Below are 23,434 nucleotides of genomic sequence, written 5' to 3'. Positions count from 1 at the left end.
GCTTCAAGCGACTAGATAAATATAACAAAGGGTGCCTGTATTGTCAACCAAATATTTAATATTCGCAATACTTTTTTTTATTTGTATAATTGGCTGAAAATCACGTTTAACTTTTAGATTATTAAAGGCGCAGGACAATGCCTGCGCCCACCATATTACCATTAAATACATCCTTTTAGAAGCTGTGTCCTCCACCGGAGTGGCCACCGCCACCTCCGCCGCTGAAGCCGCCTCCGCCTCCACTGAAGCCACCGCCACCAAAGCCTCCGGAGCTTCCTCCGCTATCACTGCTTCGATGTCTGCGAATAGTATCATAAACCATAACAGTGCCAGCAATAGGCGCACCTACCGTAACAACTGTAGAAGCAATATCTCCATAAGGAGCAAACTTAGCTCTTTGCCTCATAGCTCTTCTAAATACAAAGAAGTATCCCAAGATAATAGAAATAAGGAATGAAACAATAAATCTCATAGGTCTTAAGATAAATCCCTTATTTACAATTGTATCTGCCTGGGTAAAAGCCATTTTGATACAGTCAAAATACTCTTGCCTTGAAGCATAGCGATATATATTATCCGTGATATCTGTACAATCATCACTTCTTAACTGCTTCTGCACATCTCCATATCCCTGGATATATACCTCGCGATGATACATATCAATAATGAATGCGATTCCATCTTCATATTTTGAGAAAGTATTTGAATAATAATACTCTAAAGTAGAATCAGTATCATTGAAATTTGAGTCTTCAGCTGTAACTGCAATATAATTTATTCCATCATCTAATGAAGAAAGATAATCATATAATTCCTGCTCTTCTGATTCTGAAAGAAGGTTAGCGTCATCCTGAATAGCTACATTGTCTGATGCAGCCCTTACAGAAAGAGGCATTGCAAATACAAGAGCAACTGCAACTATCATTAAAATTCTTTTAATTTCTCGCATTTTCAAGGCCACCTCCTTTTCTCTCAAAATGAGGAGATGGATGAGTCGCTGATCTATTGTACTCATCTACTATTGCATTTATAGAAATAACAAGTATCGTAAATACGATAATCAGCGCTCCATAATAAAATAAGTCATCAGGATTATTAATTATTCTAATTGCAACTGCCAATATCCAACTTAAAATACCTAAAAACAAAACTGTCTTTTTGCCCTTGCCAACTTTAAACAGAGCTATAAGTATGATTACACCGGTTGCAATATAACCAATTATACCAAGATAATTAGTTCCACCAGAACTAACCTGTGACAAGCCATAAAATAACCACTCTATAAATCCAAAATTTCCTGTAGCAAGCTGAAAAACTACAAAAATGGCTATAGCAGACGCAACTAATCCTAAAATCTGGCCCGGATGACCAAAAGGCTTTGACTTTCTCATTTTATCTGCATAGTATTCTTTTTTACCATTTACTCTGTGCTCTTCATCCAGATTGGCATTATTCATGTAGTATCCCTTATCGTCCAAATGATTGTCAGAGCGATAGGTCTTATTAGCTAGACCTGCTCCAATATATGCAATCACAGATGACATAAAGGCACTAAACAAACAAAGAGTCTTAACTTTGAAACTAAAGTTAAAGAGGAAACTGAGACAAACCAGTAATGCAAATATACCTAGAGAAGCAAATGCACCTGCTATAAACATCTTTCGCTTCTCAATAGGCATATCAAGATATGTCTGACCAGTAGCTCCATTTATAATAGAATACGCCACTCTATCACCGTATCGCGTGGTCATGAAATAAAGTGGTAAATAAGCCCCTTCAGTATCATTGTATTTAATACTTGATGAGATATTGTTCTTAATTTCGTTTTTAGAACCAAACTCAGGACTGTAATTATTACTATTATCTAGAGATTTATATGTGAGATAATCCACCGCCTTGTGTTCAGAATCATCCTTATACAAATCCTTCTCAACCGTTGAATTCTCTACAAAAAAACCAGCCAAATAATTTGGATTAAAAGGCTTGAGCTTCTCCATAGGAAATGGTTCAAGCTTTTCTGCGATCTCATCATCTAAAGCTTGTGAAGCATCGAAAGGTACCTTTAAATGATCAAGATCCATGTCTACCTTTATGTTGGCTTTGTAGGTAACATAGTACTGAGAAGTGGTCTCATATCTCTCTGCTTTATAACTTATTTTGTCATGAATATTGTAATCATAGAGATAATATGGAGTATAAAGAGGAACCAGTTTTTCTACATTAGCATCATCATTTAACCCTGTAGGGGCAAATGAAATATCAATTGTATTTCTAACGTAACTCTGCTTTGCTTCCTGTTTATCAATCATAAAAGGCAACACATACTTAGGAGCACCCTCAGTAGAGAAATGCTCCTGCATAGTTACCTGATTGCCGCAAAACGGACAAAATTCCATACCATCATTATCAATTAACTGGATCTCGCCATTACATGTAGGACATGTGTAGATTTTGGTGTTAACAGAATCAGCATTTATCCTGTCATCAGGCTTGTACTGCTCAACATCAGTAAGCTCACCACACGACATACATTTTAATTGCTTGTCCTTAATTGAATATCTAAGTTGCCCTCCGCAATTAGGGCAAGGAAACATTGTAGCCATAAATCAATCTCCCCGAATAATCTATGGTCTCTTTGTTCCACAATTTACACAGAAATTGCCAAAGTTTTCATTACCGCAATTTGGACAGAACCATCTACCGGCTGGTGCCTGGCCCTGTGACTGAACCTCATTGAACTGGCCTGGCTGAGCCTGTGGCATAGGCTGTCCCTGTGGCTGACCAGACTGTGCACCTGCATTTAATAAATCTGCACCATTAGCTCCACCTGCCTGCATAGCCATGTTCATTCCAAAGAATCCCATAGCTGCACCATTTTCATTAGAAGCTGCTGCCTTCATAGCCTCAGCCTGAGCCTGTACAAGTGTAGCACCTGCCATTGCCTGAGAACGAAGTGCACCTGTCTTCTGAAGCTCCTTAAGAGTTGCTGCATCCTCTTCTGGAATTGTTGTAGAAAGAATCTGAACAGATGTAATAGCAAGACCGTATTTTTCTGTCCAATCATGATCAAGCTCATCTGCCATTGCCTCAGAGATTTCCTTAGTGTAGCTAGGAATACCTGACGGTCTGATTCCCATTGCAGAAAGCTTGCCAAGAGCTGGCTGAAGAGCCTGAATAAATGTAGCTCTAAGCTGATCCTGAACATCCTCGATAGTGTACTCATCCTTAACATTACCAGCAAGTGTAGAATAAAGCTGAGTAGGATCTGTAACCTGAAGGCTGTAGTTACCATTGCACTTGAGGTTTGTATCCATATCAAGACCAATATTCTGATCTAAAATTCTAAAAAGGATTGGGCTTGGTGTACCGAACTTAAGACCAATAATATCCTTTGTATTAACAAAATATACACGCTGCTGCACTGGCTTCTCTCCACCAAATGTGAATCTTCTGCCAAACTCCTTAAATACTGCTGCAAAATTGCCTGCAAAAATAGAAGCTGAACCATTGTCCTCCCACTCGTATGCACCTGGCTCTGCAGCTAAATCAATAATCTTACCGCTATCTACTAAAAGAGCACACTGTCCTTCGTTAACGATAACTACTGACCCCTTTGTAATAACATCCTGATCTCCTTTAGTATTTGTACTACGACCAGAAACCTTGTGCTCTGCTCTCTTTAATAACACACTGTTATCCATAGAGTCGCATACAAAAAGTTCCTTCCACTGGTTAGCTAGTTCTCCTGAAACTGAGCCTGTAAAAGCCTTAATTAATCCCATGACTTTTCCTCCCTCACATCTAAATTATTGTTTTTATCATTATTGGGTATTTACATAACCTTTATAATTTTAACAAAAAAGGCCTGCACATTAAAGTACAAGCCGTAATATTTTTGTAATTTTTTAAAAGAAATATGTATTCCCATTTAATATCCCTAATTATTTCTTAATCGCCCAACGCATCTTAGTAGATTTACTACGAGGATTAATTCTACACTCCTCTGCCGATGGACGAATCACATCTGATGATACCTCTGAATACACTCCCTGACGGGCAAGCTCTTTAAATGACTTTTTCACAAGTCTATCCTCTCCTGAATGGAAAGTAAGGATGGCTGCTCTTCCTCCTGGCTTTAGTACACCAGGTAGCTTTTCTAGGAATGAATAAAGCACCTCGAACTCACTGTTAACGTCTATACGTAACGCCTGAAATACTCTGGCACAGCTCTTCTTAATCGCCTGGTCCTTTTCCTCCTTAGGAACCTTCCAAAGAGCCTCTGTTATTGCCTCACGAAGGGCTGTTGTTGTATCCATAGGATTGCCCTTTGACATAAGCGTAAATACCTTGTGAGCTATCTCCTCTGCATAAGGCTCATCAGAGTTTTCAATCATCATCCCTATGAACTCTTCCTCAGTAATACTGCGAAGACGCTGAGCCGCACTCTCACCATGTTCAGGGTCAAGTCGCAAATCTAATGGTCCATCTATCTTGTATGAAAAACCCCTCTGCGGATTATCTATCTGCATAGATGATACTCCAAGGTCGGCTAAGACAAAATCAAATTGGCCTGCTTCTTCTGCCACCTTGTCTATATTTGCAAAATTAATGAGCCTAAACTGAAATTTATCCTCTCCAAAGCCGGCATTTCTAAGCCTCTCCACAGTCTTTTTAGATTCAATAGGATCCACATCCAGTCCATAGATACATCCATTACCATCAAGCTGCTCTAGCATCTTTCTAGTATGTCCACCATATCCTAAAGTACAATCAAGGCCCTGTTGTCCAGGCTTAATCTGTAAAAACTCAAGTATCTCATTTACCATAATAGAAATATGCATACCAGCAGGAGTGGAGCCCTTACTGATAACACGCTCTATTGTATCCTTGTATTTTTCAGGATTGTGTTCTTTGTATTTCTCCTCGAATTTCTTAGGATATTTTCCAGAGTATCTTACCCTTCTTTTGTGCTTAATTTCTTCCATTAACTCTCCTATTGTTAACTATGCAAACTTGGTCATTAGATTCTGCACAAGCTTTACAGCCTCTGCTGCATCTGCAGAATAACCATCTGCATTTATCTCATCCTTAAATGATTCATTGATACATGCTCCTCCAATAATAATCTGAGCATGGCAGCCCTTTTCCTTAGCAAGCTTAACCACATCATCCATACGCATCATAGTAGTAGTCATAAGAGCAGATAGCCCGATAATATCAGCATTAACTTCTACTGCCTTATCTATGATAGTCTCAGCAGGTACATCTTTTCCTAGGTCAATAACATTGTAGCCGTAGTTCTTAAGCATAAGCGCCACAAGGTTCTTACCAATATCGTGTATATCACCCTCTACTGTAGCTATAACTATTGTAGCCTTTGACTCCCCATCCGCACTGGCAAGAAGTGGTTCAATATGTTTCATGCCAAGTTCCATAGCATTAGCACCAGCTATAAGCTGTGGAAGGAAATATTTCTTTTTATCGTAGAGCTCGCCTACCACATTGATTCCCTTGATTAAGTGCTCCTCTATAATAACCTGAGGATCCATGCCTTCATCCAAAACCTTTTGAATCTCTGAAACAATCTGGTCCTTTTTACCCTTAATTACACACTCTGCTATTGGGCTCACACCATCGCAGGCATTGGCAACAGATAGTCCTCCACCTGAAGCCTGAGCACCAGCTCCTGCAGAAGCAGTCGCAGCCTTAGTCTCAACAACAGGAAGCGAAGAATACTTCTCTAGAGCCCCTGCCTTATTCATAAGTGTATCTGCAGCTGCAGCGCAATACATAAGCATTTCCTGATTTGGGTTTGCAATAGCCATAGTAAGTCCCTTACTAACAGCTATAGTAAGGTATGTTGTATTAACAAACTGTCTATTAGGCATACCAAATGAAATGTTTGAAAGGCCACAAACAGTAGGAAGTCCCAATTCGTATTTACAATATTCTATTGTCTCAAAGCACTGTAAGCCTGCTGTACCCTCAGCACCTACTGTCTGTACAAGTACATCAACAACAGCATCCTCTTTTTTAAGTCCTAGCTCTACAGCATTAGTAAGAACTGTATTAATATGCTGCTTCTTTTCCTCTATATCCTTTGGAAGTCCTGCCCCTGAAAGAGGAAGTGTGATAAACATAGCTCCATATTTCTTAGCCAACTTTAGCATAGGAATCATTTTCTCTTCCTCTGCTGAAATAGAATTAATAAGAGCACGACCTGGATATATACGAAGTGCTGCCTCCATAACATCCACATGGCTAGTATCAAGGCAAAGAGGTAAATCAACCGCTGATGTAACCTCATATATACTATCAATCATCATCTGCTTTTCATCGATGCCATTCATACCCATGTTGACATCGAGAATGTTGGCGCCTCTTTCTTCCTGCTCTCTGGCAAAATCAACAACCATAGAAAGCGAACCATTCTTAAGAGTCTCCTGGAACTTTTTCTTACCAGTAGGATTAATTCTCTCGCCAATAACCATAAATGGACCATCTAAATCAATCCATGTATTTTTTCTCTCTGATGTAACTACACGAAGTGGTCTATCTATAATTTCATGAACAGGCTTGTCCTTAAGTCTAGATACAAGTGCTCTAATATGGTCTGGTGTAGAGCCACAGCATCCACCAAAAAGGGACGCTCCTGCCTCATATAATTTCTCACTAGCATCTGTAAACTCCTCTGGAGTCATCTTATATACAGTCTTACCATTTTCAAGCTCAGGAAGACCTGCATTTGGCTTTACAATGATAGGAACTGTTGCAACCTTTGCCATCTGCTGAACTAGCTCAAGCATAGCATCTGGTCCTGTACTACAGTTCATTCCCACGCAGTCAACACCCATTGATTGCAAAACAATAGTGGCTGTATCTGGAGATGTGCCGTATAGAGTCTTTCCATCAGGATTATATGTAAGAGATACAATAATAGGTAAATCACATAACTCCTTAATGGCAAGAACAGCTGCTCGGCACTCCTGAAGACTCATCATTGTCTCCACTACAAAAAGATCAACTCCCTCTAAGAGAATCGCCTCTACCTGAGCCTTATAACAGTCGACCAAATCCTCAAACATCAAATCTCCAAGAGGATAAAGCTGCTTGCCAGTCATTGAAATATCTGCAGCTACAAACTTACCCTCAGGTGCCACCTGTCTTGTAAGACGAATAAGTCCCCTATTCATTTCTACCATGTCATCTTCAAGACCATACTCAGCCAACTTAATAGGTGAAGCGGTAAATGTAGGTGCAAGGACTATATCTGAGCCAGCCTCATAATATGCCTTTTGAATCTCCTGAATTGCCCATGGATTATCAAGAATCCATTTTTCTGGACAAACTCCTGCGGGCATCCCCCTCTTTTGAAGCTCAGTTCCTGTAGCCCCATCAATAAATACCGTTCTCATTTCAAGTAACTGTCTAAAATCATTTCTCGTCATTAATACTACTCCTCAATTGCATGTCTAACATAATCCAAAAACTCTAGTGCAAGAGTCCCTGGTGTATATTCCCTATTTATCAAATATCCAAACTCAATCTGGCCACCCTCATTAAATAACTCTAATCCTGGCCCATAGCCACTTTCGTAGCTGTTAAAGGAAGCCGCGCTAAGATTAGCCAAGTGATTCTTCTCAAGCATGTAATGCATGACATAATCACTATTAGTGACAACCGATATATCCTGACTTATATCTATAAGCTCACCATCAGAGGTAGTCCATTTACCATATCTAAGATATTCATCATTCTCAGACTGAATAAACTTAAGTCCCTTCAGACTCTGAGCCTGTGGTATATTCGTATTTACCATATCCTCTGGTTGCAAGTAAACCATACCATTCATTGCCTTTAAGCTAACGAATCTAAGATTGTACTTCTTAATCATGTATTCAATCTGTGGTCGCGAATCCGGAAATACGTATATAAATCCTATTTCATCATCATCTTGACGGATTCGCTCAATTAAATTCATAGTGCTATCAGCATGAATATAAAAACAAGCATCATCACCCCTATGATTATCATAGAACTTGGAAAAACAATTTGAGAGCCAAGAGCTATGATTCATTCCAATCCTAACAACATTTTTTTGTAAATTGGAATTTTCACTCTCTAACCTGTCAAAATCAAGAACTATATGGCTAGCCTTCTGATAAAATGCTTTGCCCTTTTCTGTAAGAGATATACCTCTGCTCTCCCTCTTAAATAGAGGATACTCTAGCTCACTTTCAAGCGAAGACACCACCTTGCTTACACTTGACTGTGTTGTAAAAAGCACCTTGGCCGCCTCACTAAAAGAGCCCACATCCGCAGAGACAACAAAATATTTTAATTGCTTAATCTCCATTTATACTCTCCTACTTGATATAGATTTATATCCTCACTTTACTCTGCTAAAGATTTTAACATAATAATAAGGGCAGTCCAAGATGAACCGCCCTTAAAAATAGTGATATCAATATTTTCTAATTAAACCCTAGCGCAAGTCCTACTGCTCTAACCAGGAAAGCTACAAGCCATGCTACTGCACATTGAAAAATGACCATCTTCAGTGCGGCCTTGCGGCCAGCCTCTCTTTTTTCTGCTGCTATAGCTGCCACACATGGTGTGTAGAGCAAGCAGAAAATTAAAAATACAAACGCTGTCAGCGGAGTAATCTCTGATTGCATGCCAGACATCCCACCATAAAGTACAGTTATCATTGAAACCACACTTTCTTTTGCCAGGAATCCTGAAATCAAAGAAGTAACCATCTTCCAACTTCCGAAGCCAAGCGGGATAAATATCGGTGCAAGCACTCCGGAAAGTGCTGCTAAAATACTATCCTCAGATGACTCAACCATATGGAAATAGAAATTAAAGTTCTGTAGGAACCATACTGCTATTGTACCAAGGAAAATAACTGTAAAGGCCCTTTGTATGAAATCCTTAGCCTTATCCCACATAAGCATTAACACGCTTTTAAGTCCTGGTAGACGATAGTTTGGAAGTTCCATAACAAATGGCACCGCCTCGCCTTTAAATAAGGTGTTCTTGCTGCAAAGAGCAACAACCACAGCAACAACTATTCCAATAATATATAGGCCCACCATTACAAGGGCTGCTCTATTAGGGAAAAATGCTGCCGCAAAAAATGCATAAATTGGCATCTTGGCACTACAACTCATAAATGGAATCAAAAGCTGCGTCATTTTTCTATCTCTATCAGAAGGAAGTGTTCTTGTAGACATAATAGCAGGAACAGAACATCCAAAACCGATAAGCATTGGCACAATGCTTCGACCAGATAGACCGATTCTTCTTAAAAGCTTATCCATCACAAAGGCAACTCGTGCCATGTAGCCACTGTCCTCAAGCATTGATAGAAAGAAATAAAGTACCACAATAATAGGTACGAAGCTAAGTACAGAACCAACACCTGTAAATATGGCATCTATCACAAGAGAATGAATAGGCGCCGCCACATCACCTGCAGTAAGCAATTTATCCACTGCCTCAGTTAGCACTCCTATTCCGTCTTCCAGTAATCCCTGCAAAAATGCTCCTATAACATTGAATGTCAAATAAAAAACAAGAGCCATTATACCTATAAACGCAGGGATTGCAGTCCACTTACCGGTGAAAAATCTATCAAGATTTCTACTTCTGATATGCTCTCTACTTTCCTTTGGCTTAACAACTGTCTCTTCGCATATACGGTTTATGAATGTAAATCGCATATCAGCCATCGCTGCGGCTCTATCAAGACCACGTTCCTTTTCCATTTGAAGGACTATTTTTTCAAGGGTATCTTGCTCATTTTCATCTAGGCCCAGTGCCTTAGATACAAGCATATCCCCCTCTAAAAGCTTTGTGGCAGCAAAACGAATTGGTATATCTGCCTTTTCTGCATGATCCTCTATAAGGCTCATGACACCATGAATGGCTCTGTGAACTGCTCCATTGTGGTCTTCCTTACCACAGAAATCCGTGCGACCTGGCTTTTCATTATATTTTGCAATATGAATAGCATGGGAAACGAGCTCTGCTATACCCTCATTTTTAGCTGCAGAAATTGGAACTACAGGAATCTGTAACAAATCCTCCAGCTTATTTATAAGTACCGAACCACCATTACCAGCCATTTCATCCATCATATTGAGAGCTAAAATAGTAGGTATTTCAAGCTCTAAAAGCTGCATAGTAAGGTACAGATTTCTCTCTATATTTGTGGCATCAACAATATTAATAATAGCTGTAGGCTTTTCTTCAAGGACAAATCTACGAGAGACAATCTCCTCACTGGTATAAGGGCTCATAGAATAAATACCAGGTAAGTCCACCACCTCAGTATTAGGATGCCCCTTTATTGAACCGCTTTTTCTATCAACTGTAACTCCAGGGAAATTGCCCACGTGCTGGTTAGCCCCTGTCAGCTGATTAAAAAGTGTAGTCTTACCGCAATTCTGATTGCCTACAAGGGCAAAAGTAAGCATACCTGTGTTAACAGCCTTTGCCTTGTGCTCCACCTCATAATCATGGGTGCCTGCCTCCTCGCCAAGGGCTGGATGAGGTATTTCTTTTATTTGCTTCTCGTGGTCATGAATAGCCTCACTATCCGCACCAGATATATCCCTAATATTATCGATTTCTATTTGCTTAGCATCTGCCAGTCTGATGGTAAGCTCATATCCGGAAATACGAATTTCTATAGGGTCTCCCATTGGTGCATACTTAATCATGGACACATCTGAACCGGGGATAATGCCCATATCAAGGAAATGTTGCCTTAGGGCACCGCTTCCTCCAACTGCCTTAACCGTAGCAGTTTTGCCAATATTAAGTTTACTTAAATCCAAGTTTCGACTCCTCTAATCATAGTTAGTTATAAACGCCTCCTATTATAGCATACTAACCGTGGTTTAGGGCATAAAAAAAGCCCACACACCAATCGTTTAGGGCGTAAAAAGAGCCTCCACCAATCGTTTAGGACACAAAAAAAGCCCACACACCAGTCTAGGCAAGCGCAAGCAGGGAAGCGTCATGCCGGTCATGGGAGGGACCTACACCGGGCGGGTGGGCCCCATGGCCGAGTATGAAGGGTGCCCTGCGGGAGCATGTAAAACTAGAAGTGGGCTTTATATTTTTTATTCAGTGAAAAGTGGTGTTGAATAGTAACGGTCTCCTGAGTCTGGAAGAAGAGCTACGATTGTCTTGCCCTTATTCTCTGGCTTCTTTGCGTACTCGATAGCACCGTGAAGTGCAGCACCTGAAGAAATACCAACTGAGATACCTTCCTTCTTTGCAAGAAGCTTAGCAGCCTTAAATGCATCATCAGACTCTGCTACAAATACTTCATCATAAATCTTTGTATTAAGTACATCTGGAACGAAACCAGCACCGATACCCTGAATCTTGTGAGCGCCAGCCTTGCCTTCTGAAAGAACTGGAGAATCCTTTGGCTCAAGTGCTACTACCTTAACGTTAGGATTCTGGCTCTTTAAGTACTCGCCAACACCTGTTACAGTACCGCCTGTACCTACACCTGCGATGAAAAGATCAACCTGTCCATCTGTATCCTTCCAGATTTCTGGACCAGTTGTGCTGCGATGAGCAGCTGAGTTTGCAGGGTTAACGAACTGACCTGGGATGAAGCTGCCTTCGATTTCAGCAGCAAGCTCCTCAGCCTTTGCGATAGCGCCCTTCATACCCTTTGAGCCCTCTGTGAGAACGATTTCTGCACCGTAAGCCTTAAGAATATTTCTACGCTCTACTGACATTGTCTCAGGCATTGTAAGGATAGCTCTGTATCCCTTTGCTGCTGCGATAGCTGCAAGACCGATACCTGTGTTACCTGATGTAGGCTCGATGATAACTGAACCCTCCTTGAGCTGGCCCTTCTGCTCAGCATCCTCGATCATAGCAAGTGCTACTCTATCCTTTACTGAACCTGCTGGATTGAAGTACTCAAGCTTAACTAAAACCTTTGCCTCAAGGCCAAGTTCCTTCTCAATATTTGTCACCTCTACAAGTGGTGTGTTGCCGATGAGCTCTGATGCGCTCTTGTAAATGTTTGCCATAACATAACCTCCGTGTAAAAAAACTATTTTTAGTATACAACTTAATGTGTTTATCCGCTATTTAAATTAAACGGCCTTTGTATTTGAATTTGAATCTGTACCTACGCTGCTAACACCATCGATGGCTGCAAAGCCCTTCTCAAGATCCTCGATGATATCATCAATATGCTCTGTACCAATTGAAAGTCTGATTGTAGACTGTGTAATACCCTGATCTAAAAGCTCTTCCTCTGTAAGCTGAGAATGAGTAGTTGTTGCAGGATGAATAACAAGGCTCTTAACGTCTGCTACATTTGCAAGGATTGAGAAAATCTCAAGATTGTCAATAAACTTGTATGCTGCTTCCTTGCCGCCCTTGATTTCGAATGTGAAGATACTACCACCATTCTTAGGGAAGTACTTCTTATAAAGCTCGTGATCTGGATGATCCTCAAGTGATGGATGATTTACCTTAGCAACCTTTGGATGATTCTTAAGGAACTCAACAACCTTTGCTGTATTCTCTGCATGTCTGTCGAGACGAAGTGGAAGTGTCTCGATTCCCTGAAGAAGAAGGAATGCATTAAATGGAGAAATTGTAGCTCCTGTATCACGAAGAAGGATTGCTCTGATATATGTTACAAATGCAGCTGGTGCTGTAGCATCTGCAAATGAAATACCATGATAGCTTGGATTTGGCTCTGCGATTGCAGGGAACTTTCCGCTCTTCTTCCAATCATATGTACCAGCCTCAACGATAACGCCACCAAGTGTTGTTCCGTGACCACCAAAGAACTTTGTTGCTGAGTGAACTACGATGTCTGCACCGTGCTCGATTGGACGTACCCAGTAAGCTGCGCCAAATGTGTTATCAACAACAAGTGGAAGGTCATGGCGATGAGCGATTTCTGCAAGTGCATCAATATCAGGAATATCTGAATTTGGATTTCCAAGTGTCTCAATGTAGATTGCCTTTGTGTCTTCCTTAATAGCATCCTCAACTTCCTTAAGGTTGTGAGCATCTACGAATGTAGCTGATACTCCATACTGTGGAAGTGTGTGAGCCAAGAGGTTGTAGCTGCCACCATAGATTGTCTTCTGTGCTACGATGTGTCCGCCGCCTGCAGCAAGTGCCTCGATTGTATATGTGATAGCTGCTGCTCCAGATGCAACTGCAAGTGCTGCTGTACCACCTTCGATTGCTGCAACTCTCTCTTCTAAAACACCCTGTGTTGAATTAGTAAGTCTTCCGTAAATGTTACCTGCATCTGCAAGTCCAAATCTATCAGCTGCATGCTGTGAATTTCTAAATACGTATGAAGTTGTCTGGTAAATAGGTACTGCTCTTGCATCAGATGCTGGATCTGGATTTTCCTGTCCTACGTGAAGTGCTAATGTTTCAAATCTATAATTGCTCATAATATTTTCTCCTTTTCAAATCAATCAATTTTTATTTTCTTTTTATTAACAACATCGACTACAGCAACAAAACTGCATTCGCTCTACTCTAAAATTATGTCTTACAAAATCAATTAATAACTGCTTCATTTGTACTGCCTGCCTTTCTTTTTGTTTGCTTTTGTTTTATGTTGATGTAATCATAAACGTTATTACCTACTAGGTCAATAGGTTTAACGATAACAAAAAACTATAGCCGGCTATCAATAGAATTTATAACCAGCTATAGTTCTTATAAATCCTTATTTAACAATTGTTCTTAACACCTACAAATTGTTATTTAGAAAGCTCAACATAAAGTGCTGCATCTGCGCTTTCCATATAAGGTGCTGTCCAGAAAACAAACACAATACCACATGTAATTAAACCTAAGAAAATCCAACCAATAAATGATAAATCAAGTAGAAATGCTTTCCATTTATGGCCATTCATCATCTCACGAGATTTTGTAATAACCTCTGTTGCAGAAAGTTCTGGATTATCCTTTACAATATATGGAACCATTCTGTAAGAGTACATCTTGATGATTCCAGGAATTAAGAATAACAATGACCATAGGCACAAGAATATATCTCTCAATAAAAGAGTGACAAAAACACGTCCGTAATCCCCAAAGCCTTCACCAATAATTCCTAGCTCAGCCTGACCATCTTCTACATTCTTTTTAAAGAATCTATAGCATCCAACTTGAAGTGGATTCTTAATAAAAATCTGGATTAAGAAACCTATTAAAAGAACAAGCCCTATTAATCCTGCGAAAAATGCAATAATCGCCCTCAATTCCTCAGCGGATAATCCATAAATAAATGCTGTAGCAACTTCTTTAGGATCATACTCGCTTCTTTCCCTTATAGAGTAAGTTGCTGCCCCTGATACAGCACCTAGAATCAATGCTACTAAAACACATTTCCAATAGTTAGCCTTAAAGGCTGCCTTTCCTATACTTTTAACTTCCCCAATAGTCCACATAACAGGTCTCCTTTCAAAGCAATAATATTTCGTTATAGAAATATCACATATCATCTTTCACTGGTAATAATTATAACCCATCAGCGTCGTATCACGTATTAATTCACATTTCTTTTACAAAATTCACTGATTTTTCACTAATCCCAGCCAAGAGCCTTTCGTTTTTCCTTCATATCAGCAACAATTTGCTTTGCAAGAGCTACTGGATCCGTATTTACGTTCATAGTAGAACCTAATAATTCCTTTGTTCCATGCTTTAAGAACTCGATTACATTTTGAGAACCATATATTGGCGCCTCAACACAATGATAAGAATTTATACCATTAAGTCTAAATCCAAGTGCCGCATCTATACCCTTTTCATTGCCCCATTCTGGAGAGGAGAATGCAAATGGAAGCTCATATAAATCTTTCTTAAGCTCACCTGCAATTCCTGCAAAAATTCCAGTAGAACGAGTATTATCGATACATTCTCCCACATGCCATACTGGTGGCAAATCAGGCTCTAAGAACTCTCTTAGAGATTCCCCTGCTTTTTCCTTTCCAGAAATAGCACAATAGCCAAGCTTCATAAGAGGGAATGACGCACATCCATTTGTTATGATAAGCACATTATTCTTGAGAAGCTCATCAGCTACATCTACAATACACTTTTCATATAGTACCTTTGGATTGTTACATCCAACCATATTTACAACACCAAGAATCTGTCCCGACTTGATAGCCTCAGCAAGGGGCTTCATGCTGCCAAATCTCTTGTGAATATATTCAACTGAAAATCCTACTTCAGCCTCTACTTCAAATGGAGGGATAAATACAGGGATGCCCTTTCTCTCCTCAAAGCTTTCAATAGCGCGGCGAACAATTCTCTCTGCAAGTGACTTAGTCTCAGAAAGATTGCTATGATGATGATCGTATTCAAATCTCTCTGCACCAGGAAGTCTTGCTGATTCACTTGTAGTAATAACTGCAGTCTTAAAGCACTTTGCCACATCCATAATAGATGGGAAAACATCCTGCACATCTGCCACCCAAAGGTCAAGAGCACCTGTTCCAAGAACAAGCTCTGCAGATACCGCATTAGAAAGAGGAATAACACCACTATCTCTATACATAGCTGAAAGTCCTGAACAGCAAATGCCGTAAAAACGAATTCCCTTTGCCCCCTTTGACTTAGCAAGCTCAATTAAATCTTCACGCTTTCCAGCCTTTACAATCTCACTTACAAGAAGTGGCAAATGACCATGAACAGCTATATTTACATAGCCCTTCTTGAGAGCTCCTATATTGACCTTTGATGTTACTCTATCTCCAACACCAAAAAGTGAGTCTGTAGCAATTGATGCACCAACAACACCTGAGAATGTAAATGCAAGTCCACAACGCAAAAATTGCTGCATGATACTCTTCCAGTCTCCGTCAGTGGCGCAGCCTGATTTATGATAAGCTTCAAAGACTTCGTGGTAAGCACTGATAGGTAAAATATCAAGGTCCTTCCACACCTTTTTTCTCTCAGGCAATGCGCAGGCCTCTATAGTCTTATATTTAGCTGGGACTGTTCTAGACAAATCCTCTAAAAGTGCATCTGCCAAATCCTTTGCCACATTTTTAATCTGTCTATTCTTTTGCCTGATACCAAAGGCCTCAGCTGTAGCTCTGATTTTCTGCTCACCTAAAATTGGCACATCAAGCTCACCCTCTGCTGCCTTTTTAAGTGCAAGCATTACCTCTCTAGCATGCATACCATGCTGAGCTGCACCTGCCGCAGCAGAACGAAGAAGATTTCTTGCAACGATTAAGTCCGCGTCAGCACCGCACACACCCTTAGAAGCCTTTGGAGTAATACGGCATGGGCCCATATTACAAATTTTGCAGCAAGTACCACAAAGACCAAAGTTACACTGTGGTTTTTGTGCATCGAATCTATCAAAGGCAGTATCAATTCCTAACTGCTCCATTCTTAGAAGCATCTCTCTTACTGCAGGGTCTGGTGTCTGCTCGATAACATCCTGCTTAGATGGGAATGTCTTTCTGTATTCCTGCACAGCATTCATATAATCCTTTGTAAAATCAGCAGGATCGCTTTCTCCACCATGGTCGCTTGCTTTAAGTGTGACAGTTGGAATACCGTGCGCATCAAAACCAATTAAATTTCTGTGAGAATGGATATGGTCCACCCCATGCTTATGAGAATGATTATGTTCATGTGAATGGTCGTGTTCATGTGAATGATTGTGACAGTGTTCTTTTGAATTTGTTTCGCTCATTTTTCTATCTCCCTTTACTAAACTAAAAACTATTAGATTGTGTATTCAATATTGTCTTCCATCTTCATGTTAAGTAAATCAAAAATCTTATCTCTAACAAGAAGAAAATCTCCACTTGTTCTATCTCTGAAATGATGAAGTGGCACAGTCAAAACACCCTTTACTTTGCCAGGATTAGGTGTCATAACTACAACTCTATCAGCAAGATATACTGCCTCTTCAATATCATGGGTAACAAAAATAATTGTCTTCTTTTCGCTTTTGCATATATCCAAAATATCATCCTGAAGCTTCATTCGAGTGATTGCATCCAACGCTCCAAAAGGCTCATCCATGAAAATGATATCTGGCTCAACCGCAAGGGCTCTTGCAATGGCAACACGCTGCTTCATTCCACCTGACAACTGTCTCGGAAAACTATTTGCAAAATCCTCAAGCTTTACAAGCTTTAAATATTTAAGAGCTATCTCTCTTCTTGTTTTCTTATCAATTCCCTTTGACTCAAGTCCAAGTTCTATATTTTTAATAACTGTTCTCCATGGCAATAGGCCATAGTTTTGGAAAATTGTGACGTTCTTTGGGCTAGGCGATGTGACATCCACACCATCAATCTGTACCTTACCTTGATTAGCAAGATCAAATCCTGCAATGGCATTTAAAAGTGTACTTTTACCACATCCAGAAGGTCCTAAAAGGCAAATGAACTCGCCCTTTTCAATATCAAGATTTACACCTGAAAGAGCTGTAAACTCCTGTCCATTTTCCGTAAATGTCTTACCTGCATTTTCAATATGAATATATGACATTAGTTTTCACCTCCCCACGCTCTAAGAATTCTCTTTTCCAAAAGTCCAATCAAAAAGTCTAATAATAATCCAATCAGTCCAATAACTAGAATTGTTGCAAGCAAAATATCTGCCCTAACATTATTTCTCGCATCGATAATCTGATATCCAAGTCCCGACTGGGCTCCTACCATCTCACCAGCTACAAGAAAAATCCATGCACTTCCTAGGGCTAGATGAATTGAATTTGCAATCTGCGGAAATGCAGCAGGAAGAATAACCTTCCACATAAGTTTTGGCTGCTTTATTCCAAAATTCTCAGATACTCTAAAATAGATATCATCTATCTTCATTACAGCTGATACAGTAGAAAGTAATACTGGGAAAAATGCTGCAATAAAAATAATCACTATAGCTGGCAAATCGCCAATACCAAACAGCAGAACTACAAATGGCATCCATGCTGTTGGAGAAATAGGTCTAAGCAACTGAAGTGTTGGATTAACATAATTGAAAACCTTTGGAAGACTTCCAAGAATAAGCCCAAGAACTACAGCAATAATTACAGACAATCCATAACCAATTATGAATCTTCCCATACTTGTAAGTATTGATTCAAAAAGCTGACCTGATGTAATCATCTCTATTAAGGCCGAAAATGCCATAAATGGTGATGGAAACAAGGCATCACTGTAATCACTAACTAAAAACAATACCTGCCAAATTCCTATTAATATTAGAATGGATACTATTACATATCTAACTGAAAGAATCTTTTTCATTTTTATTCTCCCTTACCTTTGAATCTTCTAGAAATCACTTAATACAAAATCTTCGTAAGCTGGTGGATTATCGCTCAATCCATATTTCTTAACCTTTTCAACAAGTGAATCATATACTTCCTCTGTTATCTCAAGGTCATCATAAGAAATCCACTGAAGTGAAATATCAAGAACATCATCCTTCTGATTTAAATACTCTTTTGCAACTGCCTTGGCCTCTTCCTCAGTGAGAGCATTTCCAGCTGCCTTGTACTGCTCTACGTATTCCTTGGCTGCTTCTGGTCTCTCATCTATAAACTTGTCAGTGAGGACAAGTGCGCAGCATGCACTATCTTCCCAAAGTTCATTTGATTCATATAAAACCTTGCCAGCTCCAATTGATACGCCCATAGCGCCAAATGGTTCTGCAACGCAATATCCATCAATTGTTCCTGCAGCAAGTGCTGAAGGCATCTCTGTAGGAGCGAGCTCCACTACATTGATATCATCTATGGTTAAGCCATTTTCCTCTAAGGCTAGATTAACCAAAATATTGTGTGATGACTGTCTGTGAGGGATTGCAATTGTGCGTCCCTTTAAATCAGCACCATCTTTTACATCATTCGAAACAACAATTACATTGCCATCCTTATGTCCAAGTGCAACTGCCTTAATTCCAACGCCCTCTGACTTTGATTTCATAGCAAGCTCGATAAGTACTGATGCACCGTCTACCTGACCTGAATTAAGGGCATCTAAAAGCTCTGGCCAAGAACCATATTTAACAAGCTCTACCTGAATGTTTCCATCTGTGCTAGCTTCAAGTTCCTTAGCTTCCTCAAGAGCAGCAAGTGAATGAGTAATTGGAAGATAAGCAATCTTCACAGTCTCTTTTGATTCACTGGCTTTGGCCTTGCCACAGCCAACAAGTAAAAATGTTGATAAAACTAGCAATGTTAATAGTAAGTATTTTTTCATATTTCTTATCCTCCGTATTTACGTTATTAATCTTCCTCTCACCTACTAGGTTGATAGGATTTTAGCAAAACAAAAGAACTAGGTCAATAAACCTAGTTCCCACATTTAATGATAGCACGTTATCAACTAAATTTATAGCTAACACATATACGAATTAAATATACATTCAACTATTCCTTCATAAGAAGAAATATCAGCCTCTGCAGCCACCTCAAATCCTAGCTCTCTTATTGTTCTAGAACATGCTGGTCCTATTGAAATAACATCCTTCGGAAGAAAATTTCCAAAATTTTTTACAGCAAATCTTACATTACTTCCGCTTGTGAATATTGAGGCATCACAATTTTGGATTTCAGATAGATAGTTTTCATCCCTATCGCACTCAACCTCTACATTCTCATAGCAGACAATTTTAGTTATCACATGCTCCTTTGAAACTGTATTTTCAAAATCCTCAGATGTGTTATTTTGACAGAGCCAATAAATGCTAGCACCTGGCTCCATTACCTGATTTAGCTTTAATGCTAAATCCTTACCATTTTGAACCTCAGAAATCACGTCAGCTTTTATACCAAATTCCATAAGAGTGTTGGCGGTCTTCTTTCCAATACATGCAAATCTATAGCCGGCCAAAGACCTAACATCAAGACCTACATTCTCATACCAATTCCAGAAAAATGACTTCACTCCATTTGGAGTGGTAAACACCACATAGTCCCCAAGCTTCGCATCTGAAATAAAACTCAAATCACATTTGATTGGCTCAATCGCTCCTGCCTTTGCAGTGATCACATCTGCTCCATATGAAATCAGCCTCTCCTTAAGTTCATTAGGTCGACTCTGCTGTCTTCCACCTAGAATACTGTATTCAAATCTATCGATAACTGGAAGGAAAAACTTTTTACCAAATAAAGGTCTCTTCTCAAAAAAACTAAGGTCATTAGAAAGTGTAACCACTTTTCCAACAACTATAATCGCAGGAGATAAAAGGCCAGCCTCCTTGACCTGATTTTCAATTGTAGAAAGAATTCCAACAACCTTCTTTTGATGATTTGTGGTGCCACTTGAAATTACAGCTGCAGGAGTATCCTCTGCTCTTCCAGCTGCTATTAGACCTCTTGCAATATCTCCTACATGAGCAAGTCCCATGAGAAATACGTATGTGATGTCCTCATCAAGTAGCTGGCTATAATCTATATCAGATATCCTGTCCTTTTTACTGTGTGCAGTAATAACCTGAAATCCCTTAGAAAGCCCTCTGTGAGTAATTGGAATACCAGCACTTGAAAGAGCCGCTATAGATGAACTAATACCTGGAACCACCTCTACTTCTACATTTCTAACCTGAAGAAAAAGAGCCTCTTCTCCTCCACGACCAAAAACATAAGGATCTCCACCCTTCAATCTAACAACAAGCTTATGCTTTTTAGCATTGTCGTAAAGCAACTGATTTATCTCATCCTGTGGAACTGTATGACAGTGGTTGGCCTTTCCCACATAAATCTTTTCACAATCCAGGGGTACAAGCTCAAGAAAATCACTATTTAAAAGCCTATCGTATACAATGCAATCTGCCTGCTTTAGATATTCATATCCCTTTAATGTAAGAAGCCCTTTTTCACCTGGACCGGCACCAACAAGTACCACCTTACCTAATTCATTCATCTATTAATTCTCCAGTTGCTTTCTTATTTCTTTAATAGCCAATTCAATCAAGCTATCATCCGCCTCGGTTCCATCTACAGAAACCTTTGCAAGCTTAGTTCCATTTTCATCACCAAACAGTGCCTTTAGGTTATAGCCTGTATCTGTCTTTGAAGCAAAAGCTCCTATAGGCAAATGACAATCACCATCTATCTTTTGTAAAAAACCTCGCTCTAAATATGCTATGCTGTCTGACTCTTCACTTGAAAGAGAGTTGACCATCTCAAGCAGCTTGGTATTTGACTCATTAAGCTCAAGAGCCAAAGTACCCTGAGCTGGGGATGGAATCATCTCATCTATATCAAAGAAATAATAATTGTCATTTTCAATGTGAAGCCTCTTAAGGCCTGCAGCAGCAAGAACTATTCCGTCCAACTCTGTCCCATCTGCTAGTCCTTCATGAAGCTTTTTTATTCTAGTATCGATGTTGCCTCTTATTGGGAAAATGTGAAGGTCAGGACGAAGTGCAAGAAGCTGAAAGCTTCGTCTCTTGCTTCCTGTGGCTACATTGGCTCCTTCTGGCAAGTCAGATAATTTATTACCATTTTTCAATATCAAAACATCTCTTGGGTCTTCTCTCAGCCATGCCTTAGCAAAAATAAGCCCCTTAGGCTGTTCTGATGGCATGTCTTTCATAGAATGAACCGCAAGCTGTATCTCATCAGCAAGGAGTGCTCTTTCTATCTCATCAACAAAAAGCCCCTTAGAGCCAATTTGATCTAGCGGTCTAACTTGATCTATATCACCAGTAGTTTTAATGATAACTACCTCATATTCATTTTCAGGAAAAGCCTGCCTTAATCTATCAATTACATAATTGGTCTGAGCCAGTGCAAGCTTTGAACCTCGAGTTCCTACTTTTATTTTCATAGCAAAATATCCTTTTTAAGAATTTTCTCTCTTAAAATTATCATATCCAAAAGTATTATAAAAGCCTTTTAACTTTTATCAAAAAATTAAAAGGCTTTTTACTCTTTAATAAAAATAATCTTGAGAAATAATTCTTAAATCTTCCTTTTCATAGATGCCATTTTCCACATGGTAACTATTAAGAACTGGATTTTCTGCCATAAGAGATAAAATCATATAGCTCGCCTTGGAATCAAAGGAAAGTCTGATATCCTCCTCTGATGGCCTTGATGGAGATTCTGGATGAGAATGCCAATTTCCAAGAGGCTTAAGGCCATTTGCTCGCATGTCCTTGATGGCCTGCATCTGGTCCTTGGGATCTAGAGTAAAATGGTCCTGAGCGTGGTCAATGTTTTCAAGAAAATATACCTTTTTTATAAGTCTAGTTCCATCCTCTTCTTCCTCTCCTGCAATGAGTCCACATGCCTCTTCAGGAAGATGCTCCCTAGCGTATTTAACTATATCATCGTATATACGATAATCTAATCTTATTATTCTCATTATTGATTTTCCTTTGTCTCAAAGCGGCCTGCTGTCTCCTCGCAAACCTCCTGCTCATAATCGATAAGTTCTGTAATTGTAGGATGGCTACCGCACACTGGACATTTGCTTGTGTCAGAAGGAAGCTTAACCTTTCTAAACTCCTGATTTACAGCATCATAAGTAAGAAGATGACCTGTGAGAAGCTTTCCAACTCCTACAATATATTTAACTGCCTCCATTGCCTGAAGTGAACCGATAACACCACCCATGGCACCGATTACACCTGCCTGCTTACATGTTGGCACTGCATCCTTTGGTGGTGGGTTCTTAAATACACATCTGTAGCATGGTCCCTCTCCTGGCACGTATGTCATGAGCTGACCCTTGAATCTGATAATACCAGCATGTGAAAATGGCTTCTTCTCCATTACACAAGCATCATTAATCAAAAACTTTGCTGGGAAATTATCAGTTCCATCAATTACAAAATCGTATTCACGAATTAACTCTCTAATATTTGTTGAATCTACAAACATGTGATAAGTCTTAACTTCCACATCTGGATTCATTGCATTCATAGTTTCCTTTGCTGATTTTACCTTTGGTTTTCCAATATCAGCTGTGCTATGAATAATCTGACGCTGAAGATTTGATAAATCAACCTCATCAGCATCAACGATACCTATTGTACCTACACCTGCCGCAGCTAAATACATAGCTGCTGGAGCTCCAAGTCCGCCGGCTCCAATAATAAGAACCTTAGCATTTAAAAGCTTCTTCTGGCCCTTTGCTCCAACTTCCTTAAGAATAATGTGGCGGCTGTAGCGTTCTATCTGCTGATCTGTCATTGCCATTACTGTCCGCCTCCCATGAAATAAAGGAATTCTACTGAGTCGCCTTCCTTAAGAACAGTTTTATCTTTGTTCTCTGTCTCAATGAATTCGTCGTTGATAGAAACTGTTACATACTGTGGTGTCTCAACATTTTCAAGTTCAATAAGCTCTGGAAGTGTTAAGCCATCTTTGTATTCTTTCTTTTCTCCTGCAACTGTGATTGTCATTTTCTAATCCTCC

The 23,434-nt window shown here is 39.7% G+C and carries 19 protein-coding genes; all 19 read right to left on the bottom strand.

Annotated features, from left to right (window positions below; genetic code table 11):
* Positions 1 to 175: 175 nt before the first annotated feature.
* Positions 176 to 949, bottom strand: coding sequence for a TPM domain-containing protein (locus BLP50_RS14245; protein ID WP_176753643.1), 774 nt, complete (start codon positions 947 to 949; stop codon positions 176 to 178).
* Positions 936 to 2,603, bottom strand: a complete 1,668-nt coding sequence (locus BLP50_RS00205; protein ID WP_090149176.1) for a hypothetical protein — start codon at positions 2,601 to 2,603, stop codon at positions 936 to 938. The genes BLP50_RS14245 and BLP50_RS00205 overlap by 14 nt, the downstream gene beginning before the upstream one ends.
* A gap of 21 nt (positions 2,604 to 2,624) precedes the next feature.
* Positions 2,625 to 3,782, bottom strand: coding sequence for an SPFH domain-containing protein (locus BLP50_RS00200; protein WP_090149174.1), 1,158 nt, complete (start codon positions 3,780 to 3,782; stop codon positions 2,625 to 2,627).
* Between the two features lie 159 nt (positions 3,783 to 3,941).
* Positions 3,942 to 4,985, bottom strand: a complete 1,044-nt coding sequence (gene rsmH / locus BLP50_RS00195) for a 16S rRNA (cytosine(1402)-N(4))-methyltransferase RsmH (protein ID WP_090149172.1) — start codon at positions 4,983 to 4,985, stop codon at positions 3,942 to 3,944.
* Between the two features lie 18 nt (positions 4,986 to 5,003).
* Positions 5,004 to 7,448, bottom strand: coding sequence for a homocysteine S-methyltransferase family protein (locus tag BLP50_RS00190; RefSeq protein ID WP_090149168.1), 2,445 nt, complete (start codon positions 7,446 to 7,448; stop codon positions 5,004 to 5,006).
* A 5-nt stretch (positions 7,449 to 7,453) separates the two neighbouring features.
* Positions 7,454 to 8,356 carry a LysR family transcriptional regulator gene (locus BLP50_RS00185; RefSeq protein WP_090149166.1) on the bottom strand — a complete coding sequence of 301 codons (903 nt, stop codon included), beginning with the start codon at positions 8,354 to 8,356 and terminating at the stop codon, positions 7,454 to 7,456.
* 118 nt (positions 8,357 to 8,474) lie between these two features.
* Positions 8,475 to 10,847, bottom strand: a complete 2,373-nt coding sequence (gene feoB / locus BLP50_RS00180) for a ferrous iron transport protein B (protein ID WP_090149163.1) — start codon at positions 10,845 to 10,847, stop codon at positions 8,475 to 8,477.
* 288 nt (positions 10,848 to 11,135) lie between these two features.
* Positions 11,136 to 12,068: a cysteine synthase A gene (cysK, locus tag BLP50_RS00175; protein ID WP_090149160.1), complete on the bottom strand. Its 933-nt coding sequence runs from the start codon at positions 12,066 to 12,068 to the stop codon at positions 11,136 to 11,138.
* Between the two features lie 66 nt (positions 12,069 to 12,134).
* Positions 12,135 to 13,466 (bottom strand): O-acetylhomoserine aminocarboxypropyltransferase/cysteine synthase family protein, encoded by a 1,332-nt coding sequence (locus BLP50_RS00170; protein ID WP_090149157.1) that lies wholly within the window; start codon positions 13,464 to 13,466, stop codon positions 12,135 to 12,137.
* A gap of 315 nt (positions 13,467 to 13,781) precedes the next feature.
* On the bottom strand, positions 13,782 to 14,474 hold the full coding sequence (locus BLP50_RS00165) for a DUF975 family protein (protein WP_176753642.1): 693 nt from the start codon (positions 14,472 to 14,474) through the stop codon (positions 13,782 to 13,784).
* 137 nt (positions 14,475 to 14,611) lie between these two features.
* Positions 14,612 to 16,741: an anaerobic carbon-monoxide dehydrogenase catalytic subunit gene (gene cooS / locus BLP50_RS00160; protein WP_090149150.1), complete on the bottom strand. Its 2,130-nt coding sequence runs from the start codon at positions 16,739 to 16,741 to the stop codon at positions 14,612 to 14,614.
* 32 nt (positions 16,742 to 16,773) lie between these two features.
* Positions 16,774 to 17,547: an ABC transporter ATP-binding protein gene (locus BLP50_RS00155; RefSeq protein ID WP_090149147.1), complete on the bottom strand. Its 774-nt coding sequence runs from the start codon at positions 17,545 to 17,547 to the stop codon at positions 16,774 to 16,776.
* Positions 17,547 to 18,308: an ABC transporter permease gene (locus tag BLP50_RS00150; RefSeq protein ID WP_090149144.1), complete on the bottom strand. Its 762-nt coding sequence runs from the start codon at positions 18,306 to 18,308 to the stop codon at positions 17,547 to 17,549. Before BLP50_RS00150 ends, BLP50_RS00155 begins: the two co-directional genes overlap by 1 nt.
* 27 nt (positions 18,309 to 18,335) lie before the next feature.
* Complete coding sequence (locus BLP50_RS00145) at positions 18,336 to 19,265, bottom strand: ABC transporter substrate-binding protein (protein WP_090149142.1); 930 nt, start codon at positions 19,263 to 19,265, stop codon at positions 18,336 to 18,338.
* A gap of 138 nt (positions 19,266 to 19,403) precedes the next feature.
* On the bottom strand, positions 19,404 to 20,930 hold the full coding sequence (gene cobA / locus BLP50_RS00140) for a uroporphyrinogen-III C-methyltransferase (RefSeq protein WP_090149139.1): 1,527 nt from the start codon (positions 20,928 to 20,930) through the stop codon (positions 19,404 to 19,406).
* A 3-nt stretch (positions 20,931 to 20,933) separates the two neighbouring features.
* Positions 20,934 to 21,839 (bottom strand): hydroxymethylbilane synthase, encoded by a 906-nt coding sequence (gene hemC, locus BLP50_RS00135; RefSeq protein ID WP_090149135.1) that lies wholly within the window; start codon positions 21,837 to 21,839, stop codon positions 20,934 to 20,936.
* A gap of 105 nt (positions 21,840 to 21,944) precedes the next feature.
* The gene (locus BLP50_RS00130; RefSeq protein ID WP_090149133.1) at positions 21,945 to 22,379 is read right to left on the bottom strand and encodes a M67 family metallopeptidase; all 435 of its coding nucleotides are present in this window, start codon (positions 22,377 to 22,379) and stop codon (positions 21,945 to 21,947) included.
* Complete coding sequence (gene thiF, locus BLP50_RS00125; protein WP_090149130.1) at positions 22,379 to 23,215, bottom strand: thiazole biosynthesis adenylyltransferase ThiF; 837 nt, start codon at positions 23,213 to 23,215, stop codon at positions 22,379 to 22,381. The genes BLP50_RS00130 and thiF overlap by 1 nt, the downstream gene beginning before the upstream one ends.
* Positions 23,215 to 23,421, bottom strand: coding sequence for a sulfur carrier protein ThiS (thiS, locus tag BLP50_RS00120; RefSeq protein ID WP_090149127.1), 207 nt, complete (start codon positions 23,419 to 23,421; stop codon positions 23,215 to 23,217). The genes thiF and thiS overlap by 1 nt, the downstream gene beginning before the upstream one ends.
* Positions 23,422 to 23,434 lie beyond the last annotated feature (13 nt).

Origin of the sequence: Pseudobutyrivibrio sp. AR14, assembly GCF_900101325.1 — a bacterium.
In the GTDB taxonomy this organism is placed as follows: Bacteria; Bacillota; Clostridia; order Lachnospirales; family Lachnospiraceae; genus Pseudobutyrivibrio.
This window is presented reverse-complemented; position numbering and strand designations above follow the sequence as displayed.